Below are 20,566 nucleotides of genomic sequence, written 5' to 3'. Positions count from 1 at the left end.
TAGCTTTGCTGAATCGTGTTGTGACAGTGTCCCGAGCTGTTACTTCTGGGGCTCGTCATCCTCGCTGGTGGCGAGGATCTCCGGCGCGGGGACGTTGATGCGTTCGGCGGCTGCGGTTTCACGGTTGAGCCGCTGCGCCTGATAAATCGACACCGGCGTGCGGATGATGATCAGGTAGGCGATGCCGACGGCGACCATCGCTCCGGGAATCACGGAGAACGATCCGGTCATCTCGGCGACCATGAGCATGACCGCAAGAGGTGCGTGGGCCACACTGCCGAAGCAGGCCATCATGCCGGCGATGACGAAGACGCCCGGCCCGCCCGGAACCGCAGGCATGCCTGCCAGATCGGCCAGCCGCCATATTGCCGCGCCCACGAACGCGCCGATCACGATGCCGGGGCCGAAAATTCCTCCGGAACCGCCACTTCCGATCGACAGCGACGTCGCAACGATCTTGGCGAGCGGGAGCACGAGCACGATCCACAACGGGATCGACAGCAGACCCTCCCGCGTCGTCGCGATCTGTACCCAGCCGTAGCCGCTCGACAGGATCTGCGGAATGGCCAGGGCCAGTAAGCCGACCAGCAGACCGCCGATGGCGGGCTTGATGATCTTGTTGCCAGGCAGCGCGCGGGTCAGCGCCACCGTGCCGTAGAACACTCGGGCGTACAGGTATCCGATTGCCGCCGAGACGATTCCGATGAGGGCGAACCAGCCCAGCTGGGCGGGGTCGAAGACGTAGTTGTGCTCGACGAATCCGAACATCGGCTCGAAACCGAGGATCGAGCCGTAGATGGCGTAGGCGGTCCCTGAGGTGACGAAGCCGGGAATCAGTGCTTTGTAGTCGAAATCTTCGCGGTAGACGATCGAAGCGGCCAGCACCGCGCCGCCGAGGGGCGCGCCGAAGATCGCGCCGATCCCGGAGCCGATGCCCAGCGAGACGGCGACCCGGCCGTCGTCGTCGGACAGGTCGAACATCCGCGTCAGTAGCGACCCGAACCCGGCCGAGATCTGGGCGGTGGGCCCCTCGCGGCCGGCTGATCCGCCGGAGCCGATCGTCAGTGCGCTGGAGACCAGCTTGACCAGCACCGCGCGCACGCGAATCGAGCGGGGATCGGTGTGGACGGCTTCGATGGCGCTGTCGGTGCCGTGACCCTCGGCCTCCGGCGCCAGCTTGGCCACCAGGACCGCCGAAACGAGCGCGCCTCCGAACACGATCAGTGGGATGGCCCACGGTCGGGCGAAGCCGGCCGACCCGGTGCCGCCGCCGTCGGCGAAGGCCTCGGGCGGGTGATAGCCGCCGAGATATCCGAGCAGGAACTGGCCGGTGTACTGCAGGGCGAGGAAGAAGACCACGGCGCCGAGTCCGGCGATGATGCCGATCGCCACCCCGAGAATCAGCCATTTTCTCAGGTAGGGCGACTCTCGCAGGAATTCGCCCAGCGGTCCGCCTGCCTTACTGGTGGGCGCCTGGGCCATGGTGCGGATGTTAGCAGCGCCCAGAACGCCTGAGCCGCAACGTCAGGCGTCGAGGTCCTTCTGGACCAGGTCGGCGATCGTCGCGCACGCCGCCTCGTCCTCGGAGGCGACGGTGACCTGTGCGCCGTTACCGGCCCCCAGGGTCATGATCATCAGCGCGGAACCGGCATCCACCGGCTCGCCACCGTCCAGCGACAACGTCACCGGAACACCGGCGTTGACAACGGCTTCGGAGATGATCGCGGCCGGGCGGGCGTGCAGGCCGATCGCCGATCCGACGATGACGGTCTTGGTGTGCATGGGACTCCTTCGTTGTTGTGGTCGAAACTGACTAGGCGGTCGCCGGTGCGGCGGACGTATTGCGGACGAACTGTTTGGCGCCCAGCACGGCGAAGGCGCTGACGACGGTGCCGGCGGCCAGCGCCACCAGGAACCAGACCAGCTTGCCGATCGCGAAGAACACGAAGAGCCCGCCGTGCGGCACAGTCTGGGAGACCCCGAAGGCCATGATCAGCGCGCCGGTGACGGCGCCGCCGGCCATCATCGATGGGATGACCCGCAGTGGATCGGCTGCGGCGAACGGGATCGCCCCCTCGGAGATGAATGAGGCGCCCAACAGCCAAGCGGCACGGCCGTTCTCACGCTCCGGCTCACTGAACAGGCCGGGCCGGATGGTGGTGGCCAGCGCCATCGCCAGCGGCGGCACCATGCCGGCGGCCATCACCGCGGCCATGATCCGCAGCGACGCGGGGTCGGCGACGTTGAGGCCCGCGACCGCGAAAGCGTAGGCGGCCTTGTTGACCGGGCCACCGAGGTCGAAGCACATCATCAAGCCCAGGATGATGCCGAGAATGATGACCGAACCGCCGGTCATGCCGTTCAGCCAGTTGGTCAGACCCGAGGTGATGGCGGCCAGCGGGCGGCCGAGCAGCAGGAACATCAGCAGGCCGACGACGAGTGAGGCGAACAGCGGGATGATCACCACCGGCATCAGACCGCGGAGCCATTGCGGCACATTGATGCGGCTGATCCACAGGGCCGCAAAGCCCGCGATCAGGCCGCCGACGATACCGCCGATGAAACCGCCGCCGACTAACACCGCCACCGCACCCGCGGTGAAACCCGGTGCGATACCGGGCCGGTCGGCGACCGCGAACGAGATGTAGCCCGCCAGCGCCGGAACCAGGAAGCTGAACGCCAGCCCGCCGAGGGTGAAGAGCACCGCGCCGAGATATGTGGCGAGCGGATTGACGGGTTGCAACCATGCAGGCAGTTGGCGAAGGGGCTCCGGCAGATTCGTCAGAGAGTTCGTGAGGGCCATGATGTGGCCCCACGAGTCCGTCTTGCCCTCGGGTTTGCTCGCGATGTCGGCACCGGCCAACAGGAAACCGAGCGCGATCAGCAGACCGCCTGCGGCCACGAACGGGATCATGTAACTCACGCCGGTCAGCAGGATCTGCCGGATCCGCGTTCCCCACCCGACCCCGCCCGCGGGCGCGCCGCTGTCGGCCGCGGCGGCGGTGCCCTCTACCCGCGGCGCCTTCGGATTATCCGATGCGGCAACAGCTTCGGCGATCATGGTGTCGGGTTCGTTGATGGCTCGCTTGACGCCGGAGGCGATCACCGGCTTGCCTGCGAACCGCTGCCGGTCCTTCACCCCGACATCGGTGGCGAAAATGACGGCGTCGGCTCCGCTGATGGTGTCGGCGCTCACCGGGGTGCTGCCCGAGGAACCCTGGGTCTCGACCGTCAGCGTCACCCCGGCGCGTTCGGCGGCCAGCTTCAGCGCGTCGGCGGCCATGTAGGTGTGGGCGATACCGGTTGGGCACGCTGTGATGGCGACGATCGACTTGGTCTGTGCCGGAGCGGGTTCGGCGGCGGCAGGAGCGGCCGGCTCGGCCGCCTCGGGGTTGACCACACCGTCGACCAGGCCCACCACGTCTTCGGCCGATGCGGCCTCGCGCAACGAGTGCACGAAGTCCGGCCGCACCAAGGCGCGCGCCAGGCTGGACAGCAGCTTCATGTGCTCGGCACCGGCGCCGTCCGGCGCGGCGATCAGGAACACCAGATCCGCGGGTCCGTCCGGTGCGCCGAAATCGACCTTCGGTGCCAGCCGGGCGAATCCGATCGAGGGACTCGCGACCGCCGCGGACCGGCAGTGCGGGATTGCGATACCGCCGGGAAGGCCGGTGGCGGACTGTGCTTCCCGCGCCATGGCGGCCGCTTGAAGTGCCGCGCCGTCACTGACCCGGCCGCTCTCGGCGAGCCGGGTGGCGAGCCGGCCGATCACCGACTCCTTGTCCGACCCGGCGTCGACGTCGAGGAGCACCAGATCGGTGCTGATGATGGAGGTGGTCGAATGCGTCATGATGCTCTCTGATTCTCAGGCAGTCGGATACGGGGACAGGGACGTCACCGCGACGTCGTCGAGGTCGATCTCGGCCGGCGACGGCAGCGCCGAACCGGGAAGCGCCGCAGCGGCGCTGCCGTAGGCAACGGCCATCTGCAGTCGTTGCGGCGCCTGGGCACCACCGACGTCGGCGCGCACGTAGCCCGCGAGGGAGGAGTCGCCGGCGCCGACGGTGCTCCTGGGTTGGATCGGAGGCGGCGTGGCCAACCAGCTGCCGGTGTCGTTGACCAGCAGTGCGCCGGCCGCACCGAGGGTGGCCAGCACTGTCTTGGCGCCGCGGTCGAGCAGTTGCCGGGCCGCCTCGACGACCGGATCTGGGTTGCCCTGGGCCAGAGCGTCTTCCAGTGCCTGTGCGTCGACGCCTGCCAAGCTGGCAAGTTCCTCGGAGTTGGGTTTGATCAGGTCGGGGGCGGCGGTCGCGAAGCCGGCGGCCAGCGCGGCCAGCGGGGCATCCGAGGTGTCGACGGCGACTTTGCATTCGTAGGGCTGCAATTGGGCCACCACATCCGCGTACCAGGTGTCCGGAATTCCGGGCGGCAAGGAACCGGACAGCACCACCCACCGCGCCGTCGCCGCGCGATCGAGGATTGCCTGGGTCAGCGCGGCCAGCGCGGGAGCATCGACCGCCGCGCCCGGCTCGTTGATCTTCGTTGTGGTGCCGTCGGATTCGGTGATCGTGAGATTGGTGCGCACCGCGCCGTCGATAGGCACGGCGTGGAAGGGAACGCCGCACGACGCCAGTGCGGCGATGATCGGGTCGTGCCTGGCCGCGGGCAGCACCGCAACGGTGTCCAGCCCGGCGAGCGTCAGCGCCCGTGCGACGTTGACACCCTTGCCGCCGGGCTCGTTGGTCACCGACTGCACCCGGTGCACCGCGCCGCGCACCAGTTGGGCGGGCAACGTCACGGTGCGGTCGATGCTGGGATTGGGTGTGACGGTGACGATCATGATTCCTCCCCTGCCACAACGACTTCGATGCCCTGGTCGGTCAGCGCCGCGCGATCGGCCGCACTGATCTCGCGGTCGGTGATCAAGGCGTCGACGCTGTCGATGGGGGCAAAGCTGACGAACTCCTCGCGGCCAATCTTCGATGAATCAGCAAGCACAACAACATAATTGGCGCAACGCACGATCGCACGCTTGACGGCGGCCTCGTCGCTGTCGGGGGTGGAGAGTCCGTGCCGGACGGTGATGCCGTTGGTGCCGACGAACGCGATGTCCACGCGCAGGGCATCCAGGGCGCGCAGCACCGGCTCGCCGACCGCCGCCTGGGTCAGGCCGCGGACCCGGCCGCCCAGCAGCTGCAGATTGATCGACGGCATGGCGGCCAGTCGTGCCGCGATCGGCACCGAATTGGTGACCGCCACGAGTTCCCGGTCAGACGGCAACAGGGCCGCGACGCGGGCGGTGGTGGTGCCGGCGTCGAACAGCACGGTCGCCCCGGACAGCGGCAGGAATTCCGCGGCGGCCCGGGCGATGGCCTCTTTGTAATCGGCGCGGGTGGTCTCCCGCTCGTCGACGCCGGGCTCGACCACGTGCAGCGCGCGCACCGGGACCGCGCCGCCGTGCACCCGCCGCAGCACACCGGCCCGGTCCAGGACCGCGAGGTCACGCCGGACGGTCTCGGTCGTGACGTCGTAGGCCTGGGCGAGCTCGGTCACCGAGGCCCGTCCCTGGGACAGCACTCGGGCGGCGATTGCCTGCTGACGTTCTTCCGGGTACACAATTCTCCGTTTGTGTGGGCTTGTGGCCGAATCGGATGTGGGTATGTGTTGTTTTACTCCCGTTCGTGTTGACTTGTCAACGAATCGTTGTAACCTAGTTCACATGACCGCCTCTTCCACACCTACCTCACTCGGTGCCGGACCGGTCCTCGCCGGTGTCCCGGTCGTCCCCGGCGTCCGCTATGCGCCGGTCATCCGCCCCGGCCGCCTTCCCGCCATCGACGACCTCGATCCGGGCGGCGAGCTCGCCGAGGACAAGCGCGACGGCGAGGCGACGCGGTTTGCCGCGGCCGCGGCCGCCGTTGCCGAGCGACTGCGGGAGCGTGCCGCGCACGCCACCGGAGCCGCCTCCGAAGTGCTGGCCGCCACCGCGATGCTGGCGCAGGACCGCGCCTGGCTGGGTGCTGCCGAGAAGCGCATCAAGGAGGGGGCGCCCGCGGTCCGCGCGACCGCCGCCGCGGTCGCCCAGTTCGTCGACCTCTTCACCCAGATGGGCGGGTTGATGGCCGAACGCGTCACCGATCTGCGCGATATCCGCGACCGGGTGGTGGCTGAACTCAGCGGCCTGTCCGAGCCCGGCGTTCCGGTGCCGGACCGGCCGGCCATCCTGTGCGCGGAGGATCTGGCGCCCGCCGACACGGCGGGGCTGGACCCGACGCTCGTCGTCGGCCTTGCCACCACCCTCGGCGGGCCGACCAGCCACACCGCGATCATTGCCCGACAGCTCGGAATCCCTTGTGTGGTTGCGGTTTCCGGCCTCGATGACGTGCCGGCCGGCACCGACGTCCTGATCGACGGCACCCGCGGCACCATCAGCGTGACGCCTGACCCGGCCGACGCGACCGCCGCGGTCGAAGCCGCTGAAGCCGTCGCCGCTGCGATGGCCGGCTGGACGGGTCCGGGTGCGACCGCCGATGGCCACCCGGTGTCGATCCTGGCCAACGTCCAGGACGGAGCCGCCGCCCGGGCCGCGCGGGAAACTCCCGCCGAAGGCATCGGGCTGTTCCGCACCGAACTGTGTTTCCTCAACCGCGACACCGAACCGACCGTCGACGAACAGGCCGCGATCTACGGCGAGGTGCTCGACGCCTTCGCCGGATGCAAGGTCGTCATCCGCACCCTGGACGCGGGATCGGACAAGCCGCTGAAGTTCGTCGGTCACCCCGACGAGGCCAACCCGGCACTCGGCGTCCGAGGAATCCGCATCGAGGCTATCCACCCTGAAGTCCTCGAGCGCCAACTCGACGCGATCGCGGCCGCCGCCGAGCAGACCGGCAATCCGCCGTGGGTCATGGCACCGATGATCGCCACGCCCGACGAGGCCAAGCGGTTCGCCGACCGGGCCCGTCAGCGCGGCCTCGTCCCCGGTGTGATGATCGAGGTGCCGGCCGCCGCGCTCCTGGCCGACCACATCCTGGCCCACGTCGAATTCCTCTCAATCGGCACCAATGACCTGGCGCAGTACACGATGGCCGCCGATCGGATGTCGGCCGAGCTGGCCACGTTGACCGATCCCTGGCAGCCCGGTGTGCTGGCGCTCGTCGCGCAGACCGCCCGCGCGGGCGCGAACAGGGGAAAGCCGGTCGGGGTCTGCGGCGAGGCCGCTGCCGACCCGCTGCTGGCCTGCGTGCTGGTCGGGCTGGGCATCACGTCACTGTCCGCGGCGTCGGCCGCTGTCACCGGCGTCGGCGCCAAGCTCGCCTCGGTCACCCTGCAGCAGTGCCGCGAGGCCGCCGATGCCGTGCTGACCACGGCGAGCGCGGCCGAGGCGCGGGCGGCGGCGCTCGGCGTCCTGGGCTGACGGAATTAATCGGACCGCGGTCCGGTTATCGATGGCATGCCAGCAGTTACCGCAGACACGTTGTCCCTGCCGCGGCTGAGCGCAGCCGCCCCGACCGATACCGAACGGCCCGTTCGGTCCGTCACCACCGGACCGCGCGGGTTCGAAGGCGAAGGCTTTCCCGTCGTACGCGCGTTCGCCGGCGTCAGTGCCGCCGAACTCGATCCCTTCGTCCACATGGACCAGATGGGCGAAGTCGAGTACTCGCCGGGCGAGCCCAAGGGCACCGATTGGCACCCGCACCGCGGCTTCGAGACCGTCACGTACATGATCGACGGCCGCTTCGCCCATCAGGATTCGCACGGCGGCGGCGGCCTCATCTCTGACGGGGCCACCCAGTGGATGACCGCAGGGTCCGGCATCCTGCACATCGAGACGCCGCCGGCCGAACTCGTCGAGAGCGGCGGGCTCTTCCACGGCATCCAGTTGTGGGTCAACCTGCCCCGCAAGGACAAGTTCGCGCAGCCGCGCTACCAGTCCATCGAGGGTCCCGCGGTCCGGCTCCTGTCCTCGGAGGACGGCGGTGCGCTGGTCCGCGTCATCGCCGGTGACGTCGACGGCTTTGCCGGCCCAGGGGCGACCCACACCCCGATCACCTTGGCGCACAGCACCATCGAGCCAGGAGCCCAGCTGAACATGCCCTGGCCGCGCGAGTACAACGCGTTGGTGTACGTGTTGTCGGGCCGCGGCACGGTCGGTTCGATCGGCCACCCCATTCAGCAGGGCCAGCTCGCCGTACTCGGTCCCGGTGACCGCATCACGGTGGCCGCCGATCCCGGCCAGGACTCCAACCGTCCGGCCATGGAGGTTCTTCTGTTGGGCGGCAAGCCGATTCGTGAGCCGGTCTTCCAGTACGGGCCATTCGTGATGAACTCCAAGTCCGAGATCATCCAGGCGATGGACGATTTCAACGCGGGCCGGTTCGGGACCATCCCGCCCGGCGCGCTGATGCCGCACCGCGGAAAGTAAGCGCGAGATCGACCTGGTGGTCGTAGATCACGCGAAAACGCAGCCCTCAGGTCGATCTCGTCGCAGTACCGGCCGCGGCCAGCTCCGGCGGATAGGTGAGTTCGAGCTCGCCGATGTTGGCCGCCGCGGTGACCAGTGGCAGTGCCGCCGATACCGCCAGATCCCCGGCCCCGGCCTCGGCGCGTAGCGCGGGCACCAGATCGTCACTGATCGGTGCGGTCAGCCCGGTTCCGCCGCTGCCGTCGAAGCGGGCACACAGCGCGGCGGCGTGGGCCTCGAGCACAGCCCGCGCCCGCGGGTACACGCCCAGCGGCGGCGGCACGATATCGGCGATCAGATCGGCTGCGGCACGCAACCGGACCGCGCGGCTGGACGACCGCACCACTGGCGCGCGGGAGTCCGTCGGTCCGCCATTCTCTGAAAGGTATTGGCGCACGGCGTCATCCAATGTCCGCGAGGCCGTCAAGGCGTCGTGGCTGAGTGCGTTGACCTGGTTCTCGGCCTGCTCGAATGCCCCGCGGGTGACCCGCAGCACCGCGGCCCGCAGATAGCGGGAGCCGACCTCGCGCACGGCGTCGATCGCCTGCTGCACAGCGGATTTGATCCCGCGCGGCCACAGCAGCAGCGAGACGACCACACCCACCGACGCGCCCACCACAACGTCCTCGATGCGGATCAGGCCGACGGCCCAGCCACTGGGGACGATCAGGTTGAACACGATCAGCACCATCATCGTGAACGCGGCCTGGCTGGCGGTGAACGAACCGATCTCGGGCACATAGGCCGACCCGAAGGCCACCATCGGCAAGAGAATCCACATCACGATCGGGTCGGTGCCGAGCAGCTCGATGACGATTGCGCCGAGGACGAAGCCGATCACCGTGCCGGTCACCGCCCGCAGGACGGTGGTGCCGGTGGTGAGCGCGCTGCTGCGCAGCACCGACAACGCCCCGAGGACCACCCAGAACCCGTGCTGCACCGGGAACACAAACGTGACGAGCACGGCCAGCGCCAGACCCAGCCCGGTCCGCACGCTGTTGCGGGCCGTGACCGAACGAGTCGCCAGGTGGCCGCTGGTCAATGCGGTGAAGGCCGTCGTCTCCGAATACACCCGTTCGGCGATCCCCGTCTCGGGAAGCTGCCGGCCCAGCACCCGCGCCCACACCGGCCGCGCGTCGGCCGCCGCGGCGCTGGCGATCAGCCGTCCCGTGACGCCGACCGCCGCGCCGATCGTGCGCCGATTCAGCAGGGTGCGGCCCAGGGCGACGGCTTCCGCGTCGTCGGGCTCGGCGAGGATGTCGACGATGTCCTGTCGGTAGCTGCCGATCGCGACCGTGCGCAGGTTGATCGACGCCTCGGCCAGTTGCGCGCGTGCACCGGTCCGAGCGCCCGGCCGGGTGATCCGTAGGACCCGGGCACAATCCCGCAGCACTCTCGTCACCGGTTCGCGCATCGGCCCGAGCAGGTGACCGGTGTCCTCGGTGACCCGATCGCAGATCCATTGCAGGTCGTCGACCACCCGGACCAGGGCGCGGCTGCCGGCGGTCAGGGCCACCGGCCGATAGGCGACCCCGAGGAAGTTGGCGCGAAGAGCGTCCATGGCGGTGGTGACGTCGGCGCCCGACGCGGTGCCCTCGATCCGGTTGGCAAGAACCGCGCAGACCGCGGCGGCGTGCTGGCGCAGCTCGCCGTGGTGTCGCGGCGGCAAGAGGAACAACGAGGCAGGCACGCAGATCGCCAGTGCGATCAGCCAGCCGAACAGCCGCTCACCGAGTGGGCCCACCGGCGTGCACACCGGGAGCACGAACGTCAGCAGGGTGGCCCGCTGCCCGGCGGCGACGATCTCGCTGAGCACGCCGGAAAACGTGACGGCCACCCCGATGACGAACATCAGCGTGACCGCCAGCCAGGGGATGGGTGCGGCCAGGGTGCCCAGGCTGATCAGCACCGCACCGTTGACGCCCAGACCGCTGTAGGCGAGCGCCCGCGCGTTCATATTGCCGGGGAAGTCCGTGACGATCAGGAGCGCGATCGACCTGAAGATCGTGAACAGCGGGGTCTGCGTGCCCCCGCCGACGGCGAAACTTACCGCGGCGGCGATCGGGACGACGACGGCTGCCCGCAGGGCGCGGCGCGCACCGTCGTTTTCAGGGTCGCGTGTCTTGACTCGCTCGGCCGCCCGGTGCCACAGGGCAGCCAGGCTCACCGCGGCACGCTGGCGAAACTGCCCGAATCGAGCGCGTCGAGCATGTAGCGGGCGATCCAGCCGAACATCCCCGGCTCACGCGGCAGGGTGGCCTGCTCGTAGCCGACGAAGACGTAGACCGCCCAGGCGGCGTAGACCTCGGCCTGGCGGGTGTCGTCGACGATCTCGATCGCCGAGTCGTAGAGGATCTTGAAGCGCGCGCGGTCGACCTCGGTCTGCACCGCGAGCACGTGCGGGTCCACCGAGCTCCACGATCGGATGGCGGCCTCCGCCCCATGCGGCAGGGACAACCCGACCTGGATGATCGCCTCGATGCGACGGCGCGGGTCGGAGACCTCGCGGATCGCGCCGATCAGGCGGACCGTCCGGTCCTGGACCCAGTACGAAACCAGGTCTCGGGTGTACGCCGGCCAACTGGAGAAGTAGTGGTAAAACGACCCGGTCGTCACGCCGAGCCGGTTGCACACTTCGGCAAGTTTGAGTCCGCCGTAACCCACGTCTGCGAGAACCTCGAGGCCGGTCTCGAAATACGCCTCTCGGTTGGCAACGGTGGCCATGACAGAAGACGATAGTGCGCGGCCCCGGCAGAGACGGCCGTGACGTGCAGTATTCGTGGCCAATTTCGTGCCGATCCGCTGCCAGGCCCCCTGTGACGCGACGCCGGCGATGGGGCAAGCTGGAAACACGGGATCGATTCGAGGAGTTGGCATGACCGTCCAGATCACCAATGACCAGGCCACCGAGGGCGGTGCCGCCGGTGTGCTCGCCGACGTGCGCCGAGTTTTCAACAGCGGCCGGACCCGCTCGCTGACGTGGCGTGCCGAGCAGTTGCGCGCCGTGGAGCGGATGTGCGAAGAACGTGAGCCGGAGATCGCCGAAGCGCTGGCCAGCGATCTGGGCCGGTCGTCGTTCGAGGCGTGGCTCGGTGACATCGGCTCGACGAAGGCCGAGGCCGCTTTCGCCCGCAAGCACCTGAAGAAGTGGGTGAAGCCGCAGCGGTACGGGCTTCCGTTGGCACAACTTCCGGGCAAGGCCTGGGTGCAGTACGACCCGCTGGGCGTGATCCTGGTGATCGGGCCGTGGAATTACCCGTTCTACCTGTGCATGGCACCGGTGGTCGCCGCGATCGCCGCCGGAAACGGCATGGTCATCAAGCCGTCGGAGCTGGCGCCGGCCACTTCGGCGTTGATCGCGCGGCTGGTCCCGGAGTACCTGGACTCCGAGGCCATCCGGGTGGTCGAGGGTGACGCGACGGTCACCCAGGACCTGATGGCGCAGGGGTTCGACCACGCGCTGTTCACCGGTGGCACCGAGATCGGCCGCAAGATCATGGCCGCCGCCGCGCCGACGTTGACGCCGGTCACCCTGGAGCTGGGCGGAAAGAGCCCGGTCGTGGTGCTCGCCGACGCCGATCTCGACGTGGCAGCCCGGCGGATCGCCTGGATCAAGATGCTGAACTCGGGCCAGACCTGCATCGCCCCGGACTATGTGCTCGCCGATCGCACGATCGCCAAGGAGCTCGCCGACAAGATCGTGGCGACGATCGCGCAGTTCCGCGCCGAGGAGAAGGACCCGTCGCTGCGGATCGTGAACGAGCGGCAGTTCGATCGGCTGGTGTCACTGATCAGTGCGACCAGCGGCACCGTGGTCACCGGCGGCGGCTCGGATCGGGCGGCGCTGCGGATCGATCCGACCGTGATCGTCAACCCCGCCGCAGACGACCCGGTGATGTCCGACGAGATCTTCGGTCCGATCCTTCCAATCATCGCGGTGGATTCGCCAGACGAAGCTGTCGCGTTCGTGAATGCCCGGCCCAAGCCACTGGCGCTGTACGTCTTTACGGGCTCGCAGCAGGTGGCCCGGAACCTCGTCGACCGGATGCCGTCCGGCGGTGCGGTGGTCAACCACGTGGCGGTCCACTGCCTCGTCCCGCAACTTCCGTTCGGTGGTGTCGGAGCCAGCGGCATGGGGGCGTATCACGGCAAGTGGGGCTTCGAGGCGCTGAGCCACCGACGCGCCGTGTTGGCCAAATCGACCAAATTAGATTTGAAACTCATGTACCCGCCTTACACTGATCGTGCGATCAGGCTCATGCGAAAGGCGTTCTAGAGCCCCAAAATCGCCTCCGGCAAACATGCCTTCATCACTCGGTAGCGTATTGACGCCCAACTCCCGCGCGCAAATCGCTTCTCAGCTAATTCTCATGCGGAATTTCATTTCCAAAAGATTTACAGTGACGGCAGCTATCCGATATGCGAAAAGAAAACCGCAGGCCGCACACGGATCACGAGCCAAAACGATGCAGCTGCAACGGATTCCGCAGGTCGGTTTGAATATGAGTGGAATTCTAATTTGGAACGGGCGAGCAAATGTTGTCGGCCGTCAAAATTTCTACCTTGGTTGTGGCACAATTTGACCCGTGCCGCATACAGCGAGTCGGGGCCCGGGTCGCCCCCCAGCAGCTAAGGCCGCGGAAACACGCGAGCGCATCATGCGCGCTGCCCGCGAGGTGTTCAGCGAATTGGGATACGACGCTGCCACCTTTCAGGCAATCGCCATCCGTGCTGACCTGACCAGACCCGCCATCAACCACTACTTCGCCAGCAAACGGCTGCTCTATCAAGAGGTAGTGGACCAGACCAACGCCATGGTCATCGAGGCCGCCGTCCAGCAGTCGCAGCGTGAGGGGACGCTCGCCGGCCGGATCCGTGCCTTCATCCAGGCGGTGGTGTCGGCCGAGGGCCAGGATCGCTCGGTTGCTGCGTTCCTGGTGACTGCCGTGCTCGAGGCCGAGCGACATCCGGAGTTGGCCGAGTCCAACCATGACTCGCGGGAGTTCACCCGCGGGTACATCAAGGCCGCCATCAAGGACGCCATCGAGTCGGGCGAGGTTCGTTCCGACATCGATATCGAGGCGGCCGCGGAGATGTTCATGGCCGTGATGTGGGGTCTGGGCTTTTACGCCGGATTCGTGGGTGACAACGAGCGGCTGGTCGCGATCACCGACCAGTTCCTCGAGCTGCTCAACGGCAAGGCCTGGCACGCCGGCTAGGCGCGCGGTGACATACACCACAGTCGCATAGCTAGGCTAAGTTTCTCGGTACGATCGTCGTATAACCCTGGCTGAACTGGGTTGATGCGCCCCCTTCCGGGGCCTGCGGACCAGTGTCGAGCCGATAAAGCGACGCCGAATTGGGGATACCGCTGCCATGAGCACTCTGCGTACTGACGACGACACCTGGGACATCGCGACAAGCGTGGGTTCGACCGCCGTATTGGTGGCCGCCGCCCGCGCCAGCGAGACCGACCGTCCCGACCCGCTGATCCGGGACCCGTACGCCCGGATCCTGGTCGAGGGCGCCGGGACCGGGATGTGGGAGCACTTCCTCGACGCATCCCTCGTGGATCGGCTGACCGACGCCGATCCCGAAGCCGTCGCGATGCTCACCCACATGCTCAACTACCAGGCGGTGCGCACGCACTTCTTCGACGCGTTCTTCACCGATGCCACCGCCGCCGGTATCCGGCAGATCGTGATCCTGGCGTCGGGACTGGACTCGCGTGCCTATCGGCTGGACTGGCCGGCCGGCACCCGCGTCTTCGAGATCGACCAGCCCCTGGTGCTCGACTACAAGGCCAAGAAGCTGGCCGAACACGACGTGCGGCCGGCTGCCGAGCGCCACGAGGTTCCCGTCGACCTGCGCCAGGACTGGCCGGCCGCACTCACCGAGCAGGGTTTCGACCCGTCGCAGCCCACCGCCTGGCTGGCCGAGGGCCTGCTGATGTACCTGCCCGCCGACGCCCAGGACCGGTTGTTCGAACTCGTCACCGAACTCAGCGCGCCCGGCAGCCGGGTGTCGGCCGAGACCATGGGCCACCACTCCGAGGAGCGGCGCGAGCAGGCCCGCGAGCGGTTCGAGAAGTTCGCCGACCAGCTCGGTATCGAGCGCACCATCGACATGCAGAACCTGACCTACAACGACGCGGATCGCGCCGATGTAACCGACTGGCTCAACGCCCACGGCTGGCTCGCCAAGGGTGAGCCCTCGACCGACGTGATGCGCCGGCTGGGCCGCTGGGTCGAGGTGCCGATGTCCGACGATCCCGACGCGTTCTCGACCTTCGTCGTCGCGCAGAAGGCCTGACCCCAACCCGGGTGCCTGCAGCTCCGGCGGCCCACGTATACAGAGAGCAACGTTGAAGTCAGTCGGAGAAAGGATGCGTCATGCCCGGAGTTGTTGATCGAGTCGTCGTCGTCACCGGTGCCGGCGGTGGTCTGGGCCGTGAATACGCCCTGACCCTGGCTCGCGAGGGCGCCAGTGTCGTGGTCAACGACCTCGGCGGTGCGCGTGACGGCACCGGCGCCGGCCACAACATGGCCGACCAGGTGGTGCAGGAGATCAAGGATGCCGGCGGCCGCGCCGTCGCCAACTACGACTCGGTTGCCGAGCCCGAGGGTGCCGCGAACATCATCAAGACCGCGATCGACGAATTCGGCAAGGTCGACGGTGTGGTGAGCAACGCGGGCATCCTGCGCGACGGCACGTTCCACAAGATGGAATTCGCCGCGTGGGACTCCGTGCTCAAGGTCCACCTCTACGGCGGCTACAACGTGATTCGCGCCGCCTGGCCGCACTTTCGCGAGCAGAGCTACGGCCGGGTCGTCGTCGCCACCTCCACCAGCGGCCTGTTCGGCAACTTCGGTCAGTCCAACTACAGCGCCGCCAAGCTGGGCCTGGTCGGTCTGATCAACTCGCTGGCCCAGGAAGGCGCCAAGTACAACATCAAGGCCAACGCCGTCGCGCCGATCGCGGCCACCCGCATGACCGAGGACATCCTGCCCAAGGAGGTGCTCGCCAAGCTCACCCCGGAGTACGTCGCGCCGGTGGTCGGCTACCTGTGCACCGAAGAGGTGCCGGACTCGGCGTCGGTGTTCATCGTGGGCGGCGGCAAGGTGCAGCGCGCCGCGCTGTTCCAGAACGAGGGCGTCACCTTCGACCACGTTCCGAGCGTCGACGATATCGCCGCGCAGTGGTCGGCGATCGACGACCTGTCGTCGGCCGAGCACGCGACCTTCAAACTCGGCTAGACCATGACCACGCCGTCGGCCAGCACGCAAGAGGTTCGCGTGCTGGCCTTCGACGTGTTCGGGACTGTTGTCGACTGGCGCTCGAGCATCATCGCGGAGCTCGAGCAGTTCGGGAATCGCCAAGGCGTGCAACGGGATTGGGCCGTATTCGCCGACGGCTGGCGAGCCGGTTACGTTCCGGCGATGAATCTGGTCCGCCGCGGTGAGCTCCCGTGGACGCGGCTGGACGACCTGCACCGCAGGATCCTCGACGAGTTACTCCGCGAAGCCGGCATCGAGGTGTCGGACGACGACGTCGATCATCTCAACCGGGCGTGGCATCGGCTGGACGCCTGGCCCGACAGCGTCGCGGGGCTGCACCGGCTGAAGGAGCGTTTCACCATCACCACGCTGTCGAATGGCAATGTGTCGCTGCTGACGGACATGGCCAAACACGCAGGGCTGCCGTGGGATTGCGTGCTGTCGGCCGAGTTGTTCGGCCACTACAAGCCCGACCGCGAGGCGTACCTGGGCTGCGCGCGGATCCTGGATGTCGCGCCCGACGAGCTCATGCTGGTCGCTGCGCATCCGAGTGACCTGCGGGCCGCACGCGACGCGGGGCTGCGGACCGCATACGTCGACCGGCCACTGGAATGGGGACAACCAGGGCGCAATCGGGTGGCGTTCGAGCCCGGCGAATTCGACGTGACGGCAACGGATTTCCTGGACCTCACCGACAAGCTCTAGTTTCCGGTGTCCTCGGCAACCGAGTCGTCCGCACTGATGACCAGCGCCGTCATCACCAAGGCGATGCCCGCGAGCTCGGCGGGTGTCGGCCACTGATGCAGCATGACCGCGCCGGTACCGGCGGCGGCAGCGGGCAGCAGCGCCAGAAGCAAGGCGAAGCGGGCCCGACTGATGACCGTCAGGACGAACTGATCCAGCCCGTACGGCACCGCCGTGGACAATACGCCGACGCCAAGTCCCAACAACCAGGTCCGGGGGTCGCCGAGCACATGCGCATCGGTGTGGAGCTGACCAGCCAGCAAGGGCGCCGCCAGAAGCACTGCCGCGACGGCCATCCCGATGGCCAGGGAATCCAGCCCCGAACCCGCGTCGGCGACCCGTTTGCCGAGCAGGATGTAACCCGCCCACAGCGCCGCTGCCGTCAGGGCGAAGAACACCCCGACTGCGTTGGCACCGGCCTGCACCCCGGCGAGCAGCGCCACCCCGCCTGTCGCGAGGATGACGGCCAGGACATCACGGGGCCGCCGCGCGCCCAGTGTCGCCACCGCGACGGGTCCGATGAATTCGATCGCCACCGCGGTACCGAGCGGAATACGTGAAATCGCCTCGAAGAAGGCCACATTCATTCCGACGGTGACGATTCCGAACCCGGCGGCGACGGCGAGGCCACGGCGCGTCCACAGCCGGCGCCACGGTCTGCGCCAGGCGAGCAGCACGACGGCGGCCCCCGCGGCGCGCAGCCAGGCCACCGCGGCCGGATTGGCTGTGGTGAACAGGAACACCGCCAGCGCGGCACCGACATACTGCGATACGGCGCCGACGATGAAGAACATCGGCACCGACCACGTCGGGACGCGGCGGTTCACCGCACCGTCTTACAGCGCGGCGTTGATGTCGTCGACCCTGTCGCGGGCGTCGCCGAACAGCATCTGGGTGTTCTCGCGGAAGAACAGTGGGTTCTGCACACCGGCGTAACCGGAGGCCATGGACCGTTTGAACACGATGACGTGCTCGGCATTCCAGACCGTCAGCACCGGCATGCCGGCGATCGGACTGCTCGGATCCTCGGATGCCGCCGGGTTCACCGTGTCGTTGGCGCCGATGACCAAAACCACTGAGGTGCTGTCGAAATCGTCGTTGATCTCGTCCATTTCGAGCACGATGTCGTAGGGCACCTTGGCCTCTGCCAGCAGCACGTTCATGTGTCCGGGCAGACGGCCTGCGACGGGGTGGATGCCGAATCGCACAGTGACACCACGCTCGCGCAACTTGCGGGTGAGCTCGGCCACGCCGTACTGGGCCTGGGCCACGGCCATCCCGTAGCCGGGGGTGATGATCACCGAGCTGGCCGACGACAACAGTTCGGCGGCGCCTTCGGCGTTGATCTCCCGGTGCTCGCCGTAATCCTTGTCCTCGGCCGGGCCTGCTTCGATGCCGAACCCACCGGCGATGACCGAGATGAACGAGCGGTTCATGGCCTTGCACATGATGTAGGACAGGTAGGCACCTGAGGATCCGACCAGGGCGCCGGTGACGATCAACAGATCGTTGGACAGCAGGAAGCCCGAAGCTGCTGCAGCCCAACCGGAATAGCTGTTGAGCATCGACACCACGACCGGCATGTCGCCACCGCCGATCGAGGCGACCAGGTGCCAGCCCAGCAGCAGCGCCAACACCGTGACGGCGATGAGCAGCCACAGCTGGGGTTCGATGACGAACCAGACGGTGAGCGCAACGAACAGCACCAGGGCGCCGACATTGAGAAAGTTCTTGCCGGGCAACATCAGTGGGGCCGATTTGATACGCGCCGACAGTTTCAGGTTGGCGACGATCGATCCGGTGAAGGTGACGGCGCCGATGAACACCCCGATGAAGACCTCGGCGGAGTGGATGCCGAGCATGCCCTCGCCGCTCAGCACTGCGGCCTCGGCGCCGGCCAGATCGTGTTCGACGTGCAGGTAGCCGTTCCAGCCGACCAACACCGCCGCCAGACCGACGAAGCTGTGCAGCAGGGCGATCAGCTCGGGCATCCCGGTCATCTCGACGACCCGGGCACGCCACAACCCGATGGCGCCACCGATGGCCATAGCGCCGACGAGCAGGCCCAGGCCCAGTGGTTCGATATGGCGTGCCAGCGCCAGGGTGATGGTGGCGACCAAGGCGACCACCATGCCGGCCATGCCGAATGTGTTTCCGGCCCGCGAGGTTTCGTGCTTCGACAATCCCGCCAGGGCGAGAATGAACAGCAGGGCCGCGACGACGTAGGCCGCGGTGGCGGCCGTCTCCAATGTGAACAACTCAGCTCCTCGAGAACATCGCGAGCATGCGACGCGTCACCGCGAAGCCACCGAAGATGTTGATACTGGCAAGCAGGATGGCGACGGCGGCCAATGTCGTGACGACGACGTCACCGTGGCCGATCTGGAGCAGCGCGCCGACGACGATGATGCCGGAGATGGCGTTGGTCACCGACATCAGTGGTGTGTGCAGTGCGTGGTGGACGTGGCCGATCACGTAGTAGCCGATGACGATCGCGAGCGCGAAGACCGTCAGGTGCACCTGTAGTGCGGCCGGGGACAACGCGATGAGCAGAAACAGTACGGCGGCGGCACCGAAGGTGATGCCGAGCCGGCGGCCCATCGTCATCGGCTCTTTGGTCTGCTGCACTGCGGGGGCGGCCGCCGCGGTCGGTGCCGGGGCAGCCGAGACCTGGACCGGTGGGGGCGGCCACGTCGTCTCGCCATCGCGCACGACGGTCACCGACCGCTGCACGACGTCGTCGAAGTCGAGGACGAGCGTGCCGTCTTTTTCCGGGGTCAGCAGTTTGAGCAGGTTGACTAGGTTGGTGCCGTAGAGCTGCGATGCCTGGGCGGGCAGTCGGCCGGCCAGGTCGGTGTAGCCGATGATCGTCACGCCGTTGTCGGTGAGGACGGCCTGGTCTTTGACAGTGCCCTCGACGTTGCCGCCGTTGGCCGCGGCCATATCGACGATGACGCTGCCCGATTTCATCGAGGCCACCATGTCGGCGGTGATGATGCGCGGCGCGGGCCGCCCGGGAATCAGGGCAGTGGTGATGATGATGTCGACGTCTTGGCTCTGCTCGGCGTACAGCGCCGCTTCGCGGGCCTTGTAGTCGTCACCCATCTCTTTGGCGTAGCCGGTGGCCGATACCTCGGCCTCTGCTGATTCGATCGAAAGGTATTCGCCACCAAGGGATTTGACCTGATCGGCGACCTCGGGGCGCGGGTCGGTGGCACGCACGATGGCACCGAGGCTGCCCGCGGCACCGATCGCCGCCAGCCCGGCCACACCCGCGCCGACCACCAGCACCTTGGCCGGCGGGACCTTGCCTGCCGCGGTCACCTGGCCGGTGAAGAACCGGCCGAACGAATGCGCTGCCTCGACGACCGCGCGGTACCCGGCGATATTGGCCATCGACGACAGCACGTCCAGGGATTGAGCCCGCGAGATCCGTGGCACGGCATCCATCGCCAGCACCGTGATCGGCCGCGTGGACAGCTCCTCGACGAGTTCAGGTTTGAGTGCGGGAGAGATCAGGCTGATCAGTGTGGCGCCGTCGCGCAGCGCGGCGATCTCCGCACTGGTCGGTGCGTTGACCTTGAGGACGATATCGGTGGCCAGTGCTTCCGCGTTGGTCCCGATACTGGCACCGGCCTCGACGAACGCCTCGTCGGAGAAGCTCGCCGCGACGCCCGCACCGGACTCCACCAGTACCTCGTAACCGAGCTTGATGAGCTGTCCGACCGTCTGTGGAGTGGCGGCGACCCGTGTTTCCCCAGGCAGAGACTCACGCGGAATCCCGATGATCATCAGTGCGATCCGATCTGGTTGGTCGTGCGGAGGCTGGGTGGAAGATGTCAGTGTATGGAATAGCAGTGTGCGGTTGCGCACTCCCTACCCCAAACTGGACACCTGTCTACTTTAGCTCCTCCCCGGGCACTACGGTACTGACATGTAGCACAATGGCATTTGACATGCAATTATCTGCTGACCGCGAGAGAGCGGGATGCACGTTTCACCCGTGCAGCACGGCCACAACTCCAGCCTGTCCGACATTCTGCAAGACAAGTGTCCAGTTACTTCGAAGGAGTCTTGAGCG

The 20,566-nt window shown here is 67.6% G+C and carries 17 protein-coding genes; 7 read left to right on the top strand and 10 right to left on the bottom strand.

Going from position 1 to position 20,566, the window contains the following annotated elements; all coding sequences use genetic code 11:
- Positions 1–39 precede the first annotated feature (39 nt).
- From EV580_RS23195 to EV580_RS23175, 5 genes are read right to left on the bottom strand one after another with little or no spacing between them, the layout of a single operon-like run.
- On the bottom strand, positions 40–1,482 hold the full coding sequence (locus EV580_RS23195; protein WP_133693971.1) for a chloride channel protein: 1,443 nt from the start codon (positions 1,480–1,482) through the stop codon (positions 40–42).
- Between the two features lie 42 nt (positions 1,483–1,524).
- The gene (locus EV580_RS23190) at positions 1,525–1,782 is read right to left on the bottom strand and encodes an HPr family phosphocarrier protein (protein WP_133693969.1); all 258 of its coding nucleotides are present in this window, start codon (positions 1,780–1,782) and stop codon (positions 1,525–1,527) included.
- Between the two features lie 31 nt (positions 1,783–1,813).
- The gene (locus EV580_RS23185) at positions 1,814–3,850 is read right to left on the bottom strand and encodes a PTS fructose transporter subunit IIABC (RefSeq protein WP_133693968.1); all 2,037 of its coding nucleotides are present in this window, start codon (positions 3,848–3,850) and stop codon (positions 1,814–1,816) included.
- A 15-nt stretch (positions 3,851–3,865) separates the two neighbouring features.
- Positions 3,866–4,840: a 1-phosphofructokinase gene (gene pfkB, locus EV580_RS23180; protein WP_133693966.1), complete on the bottom strand. Its 975-nt coding sequence runs from the start codon at positions 4,838–4,840 to the stop codon at positions 3,866–3,868.
- Entirely contained in the window at positions 4,837–5,616 is a 780-nt protein-coding gene (locus tag EV580_RS23175; protein ID WP_133693964.1) for a DeoR/GlpR family DNA-binding transcription regulator, read from the bottom strand. The genes pfkB and EV580_RS23175 overlap by 4 nt, the downstream gene beginning before the upstream one ends.
- A 103-nt stretch (positions 5,617–5,719) precedes the next feature.
- Between EV580_RS23175 and ptsP the strand changes: the two genes are divergently transcribed.
- Positions 5,720–7,417: a phosphoenolpyruvate--protein phosphotransferase gene (gene ptsP / locus EV580_RS23170; RefSeq protein WP_255496733.1), complete on the top strand. Its 1,698-nt coding sequence runs from the start codon at positions 5,720–5,722 to the stop codon at positions 7,415–7,417.
- Positions 7,418–7,453: 36 nt separating this feature from the next.
- Positions 7,454–8,425, top strand: coding sequence for a pirin family protein (locus tag EV580_RS23165; RefSeq protein WP_133693962.1), 972 nt, complete (start codon positions 7,454–7,456; stop codon positions 8,423–8,425).
- A 46-nt stretch (positions 8,426–8,471) separates the two neighbouring features.
- Here the strand turns inward: EV580_RS23165 and EV580_RS23160 are convergent, their stop codons facing one another.
- Complete coding sequence (locus EV580_RS23160) at positions 8,472–10,625, bottom strand: FUSC family protein (RefSeq protein WP_502703944.1); 2,154 nt, start codon at positions 10,623–10,625, stop codon at positions 8,472–8,474.
- Between the two features lie 2 nt (positions 10,626–10,627).
- Positions 10,628–11,188 (bottom strand): TetR/AcrR family transcriptional regulator, encoded by a 561-nt coding sequence (locus EV580_RS23155; RefSeq protein WP_133693959.1) that lies wholly within the window; start codon positions 11,186–11,188, stop codon positions 10,628–10,630.
- A 151-nt stretch (positions 11,189–11,339) separates the two neighbouring features.
- Here EV580_RS23155 and EV580_RS23150 point away from each other — a divergent pair, with 151 nt between their 5' ends.
- From EV580_RS23150 to EV580_RS23130, 5 genes are all read left to right on the top strand, one after another.
- Entirely contained in the window at positions 11,340–12,740 is a 1,401-nt protein-coding gene (locus EV580_RS23150; protein WP_133693958.1) for an aldehyde dehydrogenase family protein, read from the top strand.
- Between the two features lie 310 nt (positions 12,741–13,050).
- Positions 13,051–13,683 carry a TetR/AcrR family transcriptional regulator gene (locus tag EV580_RS23145; protein ID WP_133693956.1) on the top strand — a complete coding sequence of 211 codons (633 nt, stop codon included), beginning with the start codon at positions 13,051–13,053 and terminating at the stop codon, positions 13,681–13,683.
- A gap of 157 nt (positions 13,684–13,840) precedes the next feature.
- Positions 13,841–14,776: a class I SAM-dependent methyltransferase gene (locus tag EV580_RS23140; RefSeq protein ID WP_133693954.1), complete on the top strand. Its 936-nt coding sequence runs from the start codon at positions 13,841–13,843 to the stop codon at positions 14,774–14,776.
- A gap of 80 nt (positions 14,777–14,856) precedes the next feature.
- Complete coding sequence (locus tag EV580_RS23135; protein ID WP_133693952.1) at positions 14,857–15,720, top strand: SDR family NAD(P)-dependent oxidoreductase; 864 nt, start codon at positions 14,857–14,859, stop codon at positions 15,718–15,720.
- Between the two features lie 3 nt (positions 15,721–15,723).
- Entirely contained in the window at positions 15,724–16,446 is a 723-nt protein-coding gene (locus tag EV580_RS23130; protein ID WP_133693951.1) for a haloacid dehalogenase type II, read from the top strand.
- Here EV580_RS23130 and EV580_RS23125 read toward each other — a convergent pair.
- From EV580_RS23125 to EV580_RS23115, 3 genes are read right to left on the bottom strand one after another with little or no spacing between them, the layout of a single operon-like run.
- The gene (locus EV580_RS23125) at positions 16,443–17,279 is read right to left on the bottom strand and encodes an EamA family transporter (protein WP_133694160.1); all 837 of its coding nucleotides are present in this window, start codon (positions 17,277–17,279) and stop codon (positions 16,443–16,445) included. The two genes, EV580_RS23130 and EV580_RS23125, sit on opposite strands and share 4 nt — an antisense overlap.
- Positions 17,280–17,321: 42 nt before the next feature.
- Positions 17,322–18,743 carry a Re/Si-specific NAD(P)(+) transhydrogenase subunit beta gene (gene pntB, locus EV580_RS23120; protein ID WP_133693949.1) on the bottom strand — a complete coding sequence of 474 codons (1,422 nt, stop codon included), beginning with the start codon at positions 18,741–18,743 and terminating at the stop codon, positions 17,322–17,324.
- A gap of 1 nt (position 18,744) precedes the next feature.
- The gene (locus tag EV580_RS23115; RefSeq protein ID WP_133693947.1) at positions 18,745–20,277 is read right to left on the bottom strand and encodes a Re/Si-specific NAD(P)(+) transhydrogenase subunit alpha; all 1,533 of its coding nucleotides are present in this window, start codon (positions 20,275–20,277) and stop codon (positions 18,745–18,747) included.
- Between the last annotated feature and the right edge of the window lie 289 nt (positions 20,278–20,566).

Origin of the sequence: Mycobacterium sp. BK086, from assembly GCA_004362315.1 — a bacterium.
Classification (GTDB): domain Bacteria; phylum Actinomycetota; class Actinomycetes; order Mycobacteriales; family Mycobacteriaceae; genus Mycobacterium.
Note: the sequence above shows the minus strand (reverse complement) of the source record. Positions and strands in the feature narration are given on the sequence as shown.

Excerpts from the sequence above, each read along its gene's own strand:
- EV580_RS23195 (WP_133693971.1), bottom strand. The coding sequence starts at position 1,482 with ATGGCCCAGGCGCCCACCAGTAAGGCAGGCGGACCGCTGGGCGAATTC.
- EV580_RS23190 (WP_133693969.1), bottom strand. The coding sequence starts at position 1,782 with ATGCACACCAAGACCGTCATCGTCGGATCGGCGATCGGCCTGCACGCC.
- EV580_RS23185 (WP_133693968.1), bottom strand. The coding sequence starts at position 3,850 with ATGACGCATTCGACCACCTCCATCATCAGCACCGATCTGGTGCTCCTC.
- pfkB (WP_133693966.1), bottom strand. The coding sequence starts at position 4,840 with ATGATCGTCACCGTCACACCCAATCCCAGCATCGACCGCACCGTGACG.
- ptsP (WP_255496733.1), top strand. The coding sequence starts at position 5,720 with ATGACCGCCTCTTCCACACCTACCTCACTCGGTGCCGGACCGGTCCTC.
- EV580_RS23165 (WP_133693962.1), top strand. The coding sequence starts at position 7,454 with ATGCCAGCAGTTACCGCAGACACGTTGTCCCTGCCGCGGCTGAGCGCA.
- EV580_RS23155 (WP_133693959.1), bottom strand. The coding sequence starts at position 11,188 with ATGGCCACCGTTGCCAACCGAGAGGCGTATTTCGAGACCGGCCTCGAG.
- EV580_RS23150 (WP_133693958.1), top strand. The coding sequence starts at position 11,340 with ATGACCGTCCAGATCACCAATGACCAGGCCACCGAGGGCGGTGCCGCC.
- EV580_RS23140 (WP_133693954.1), top strand. The coding sequence starts at position 13,841 with ATGAGCACTCTGCGTACTGACGACGACACCTGGGACATCGCGACAAGC.
- EV580_RS23135 (WP_133693952.1), top strand. The coding sequence starts at position 14,857 with ATGCCCGGAGTTGTTGATCGAGTCGTCGTCGTCACCGGTGCCGGCGGT.
- EV580_RS23130 (WP_133693951.1), top strand. The coding sequence starts at position 15,724 with ATGACCACGCCGTCGGCCAGCACGCAAGAGGTTCGCGTGCTGGCCTTC.
- EV580_RS23125 (WP_133694160.1), bottom strand. The coding sequence starts at position 17,279 with ATGTTCTTCATCGTCGGCGCCGTATCGCAGTATGTCGGTGCCGCGCTG.
- EV580_RS23115 (WP_133693947.1), bottom strand. The coding sequence starts at position 20,277 with ATGATCATCGGGATTCCGCGTGAGTCTCTGCCTGGGGAAACACGGGTC.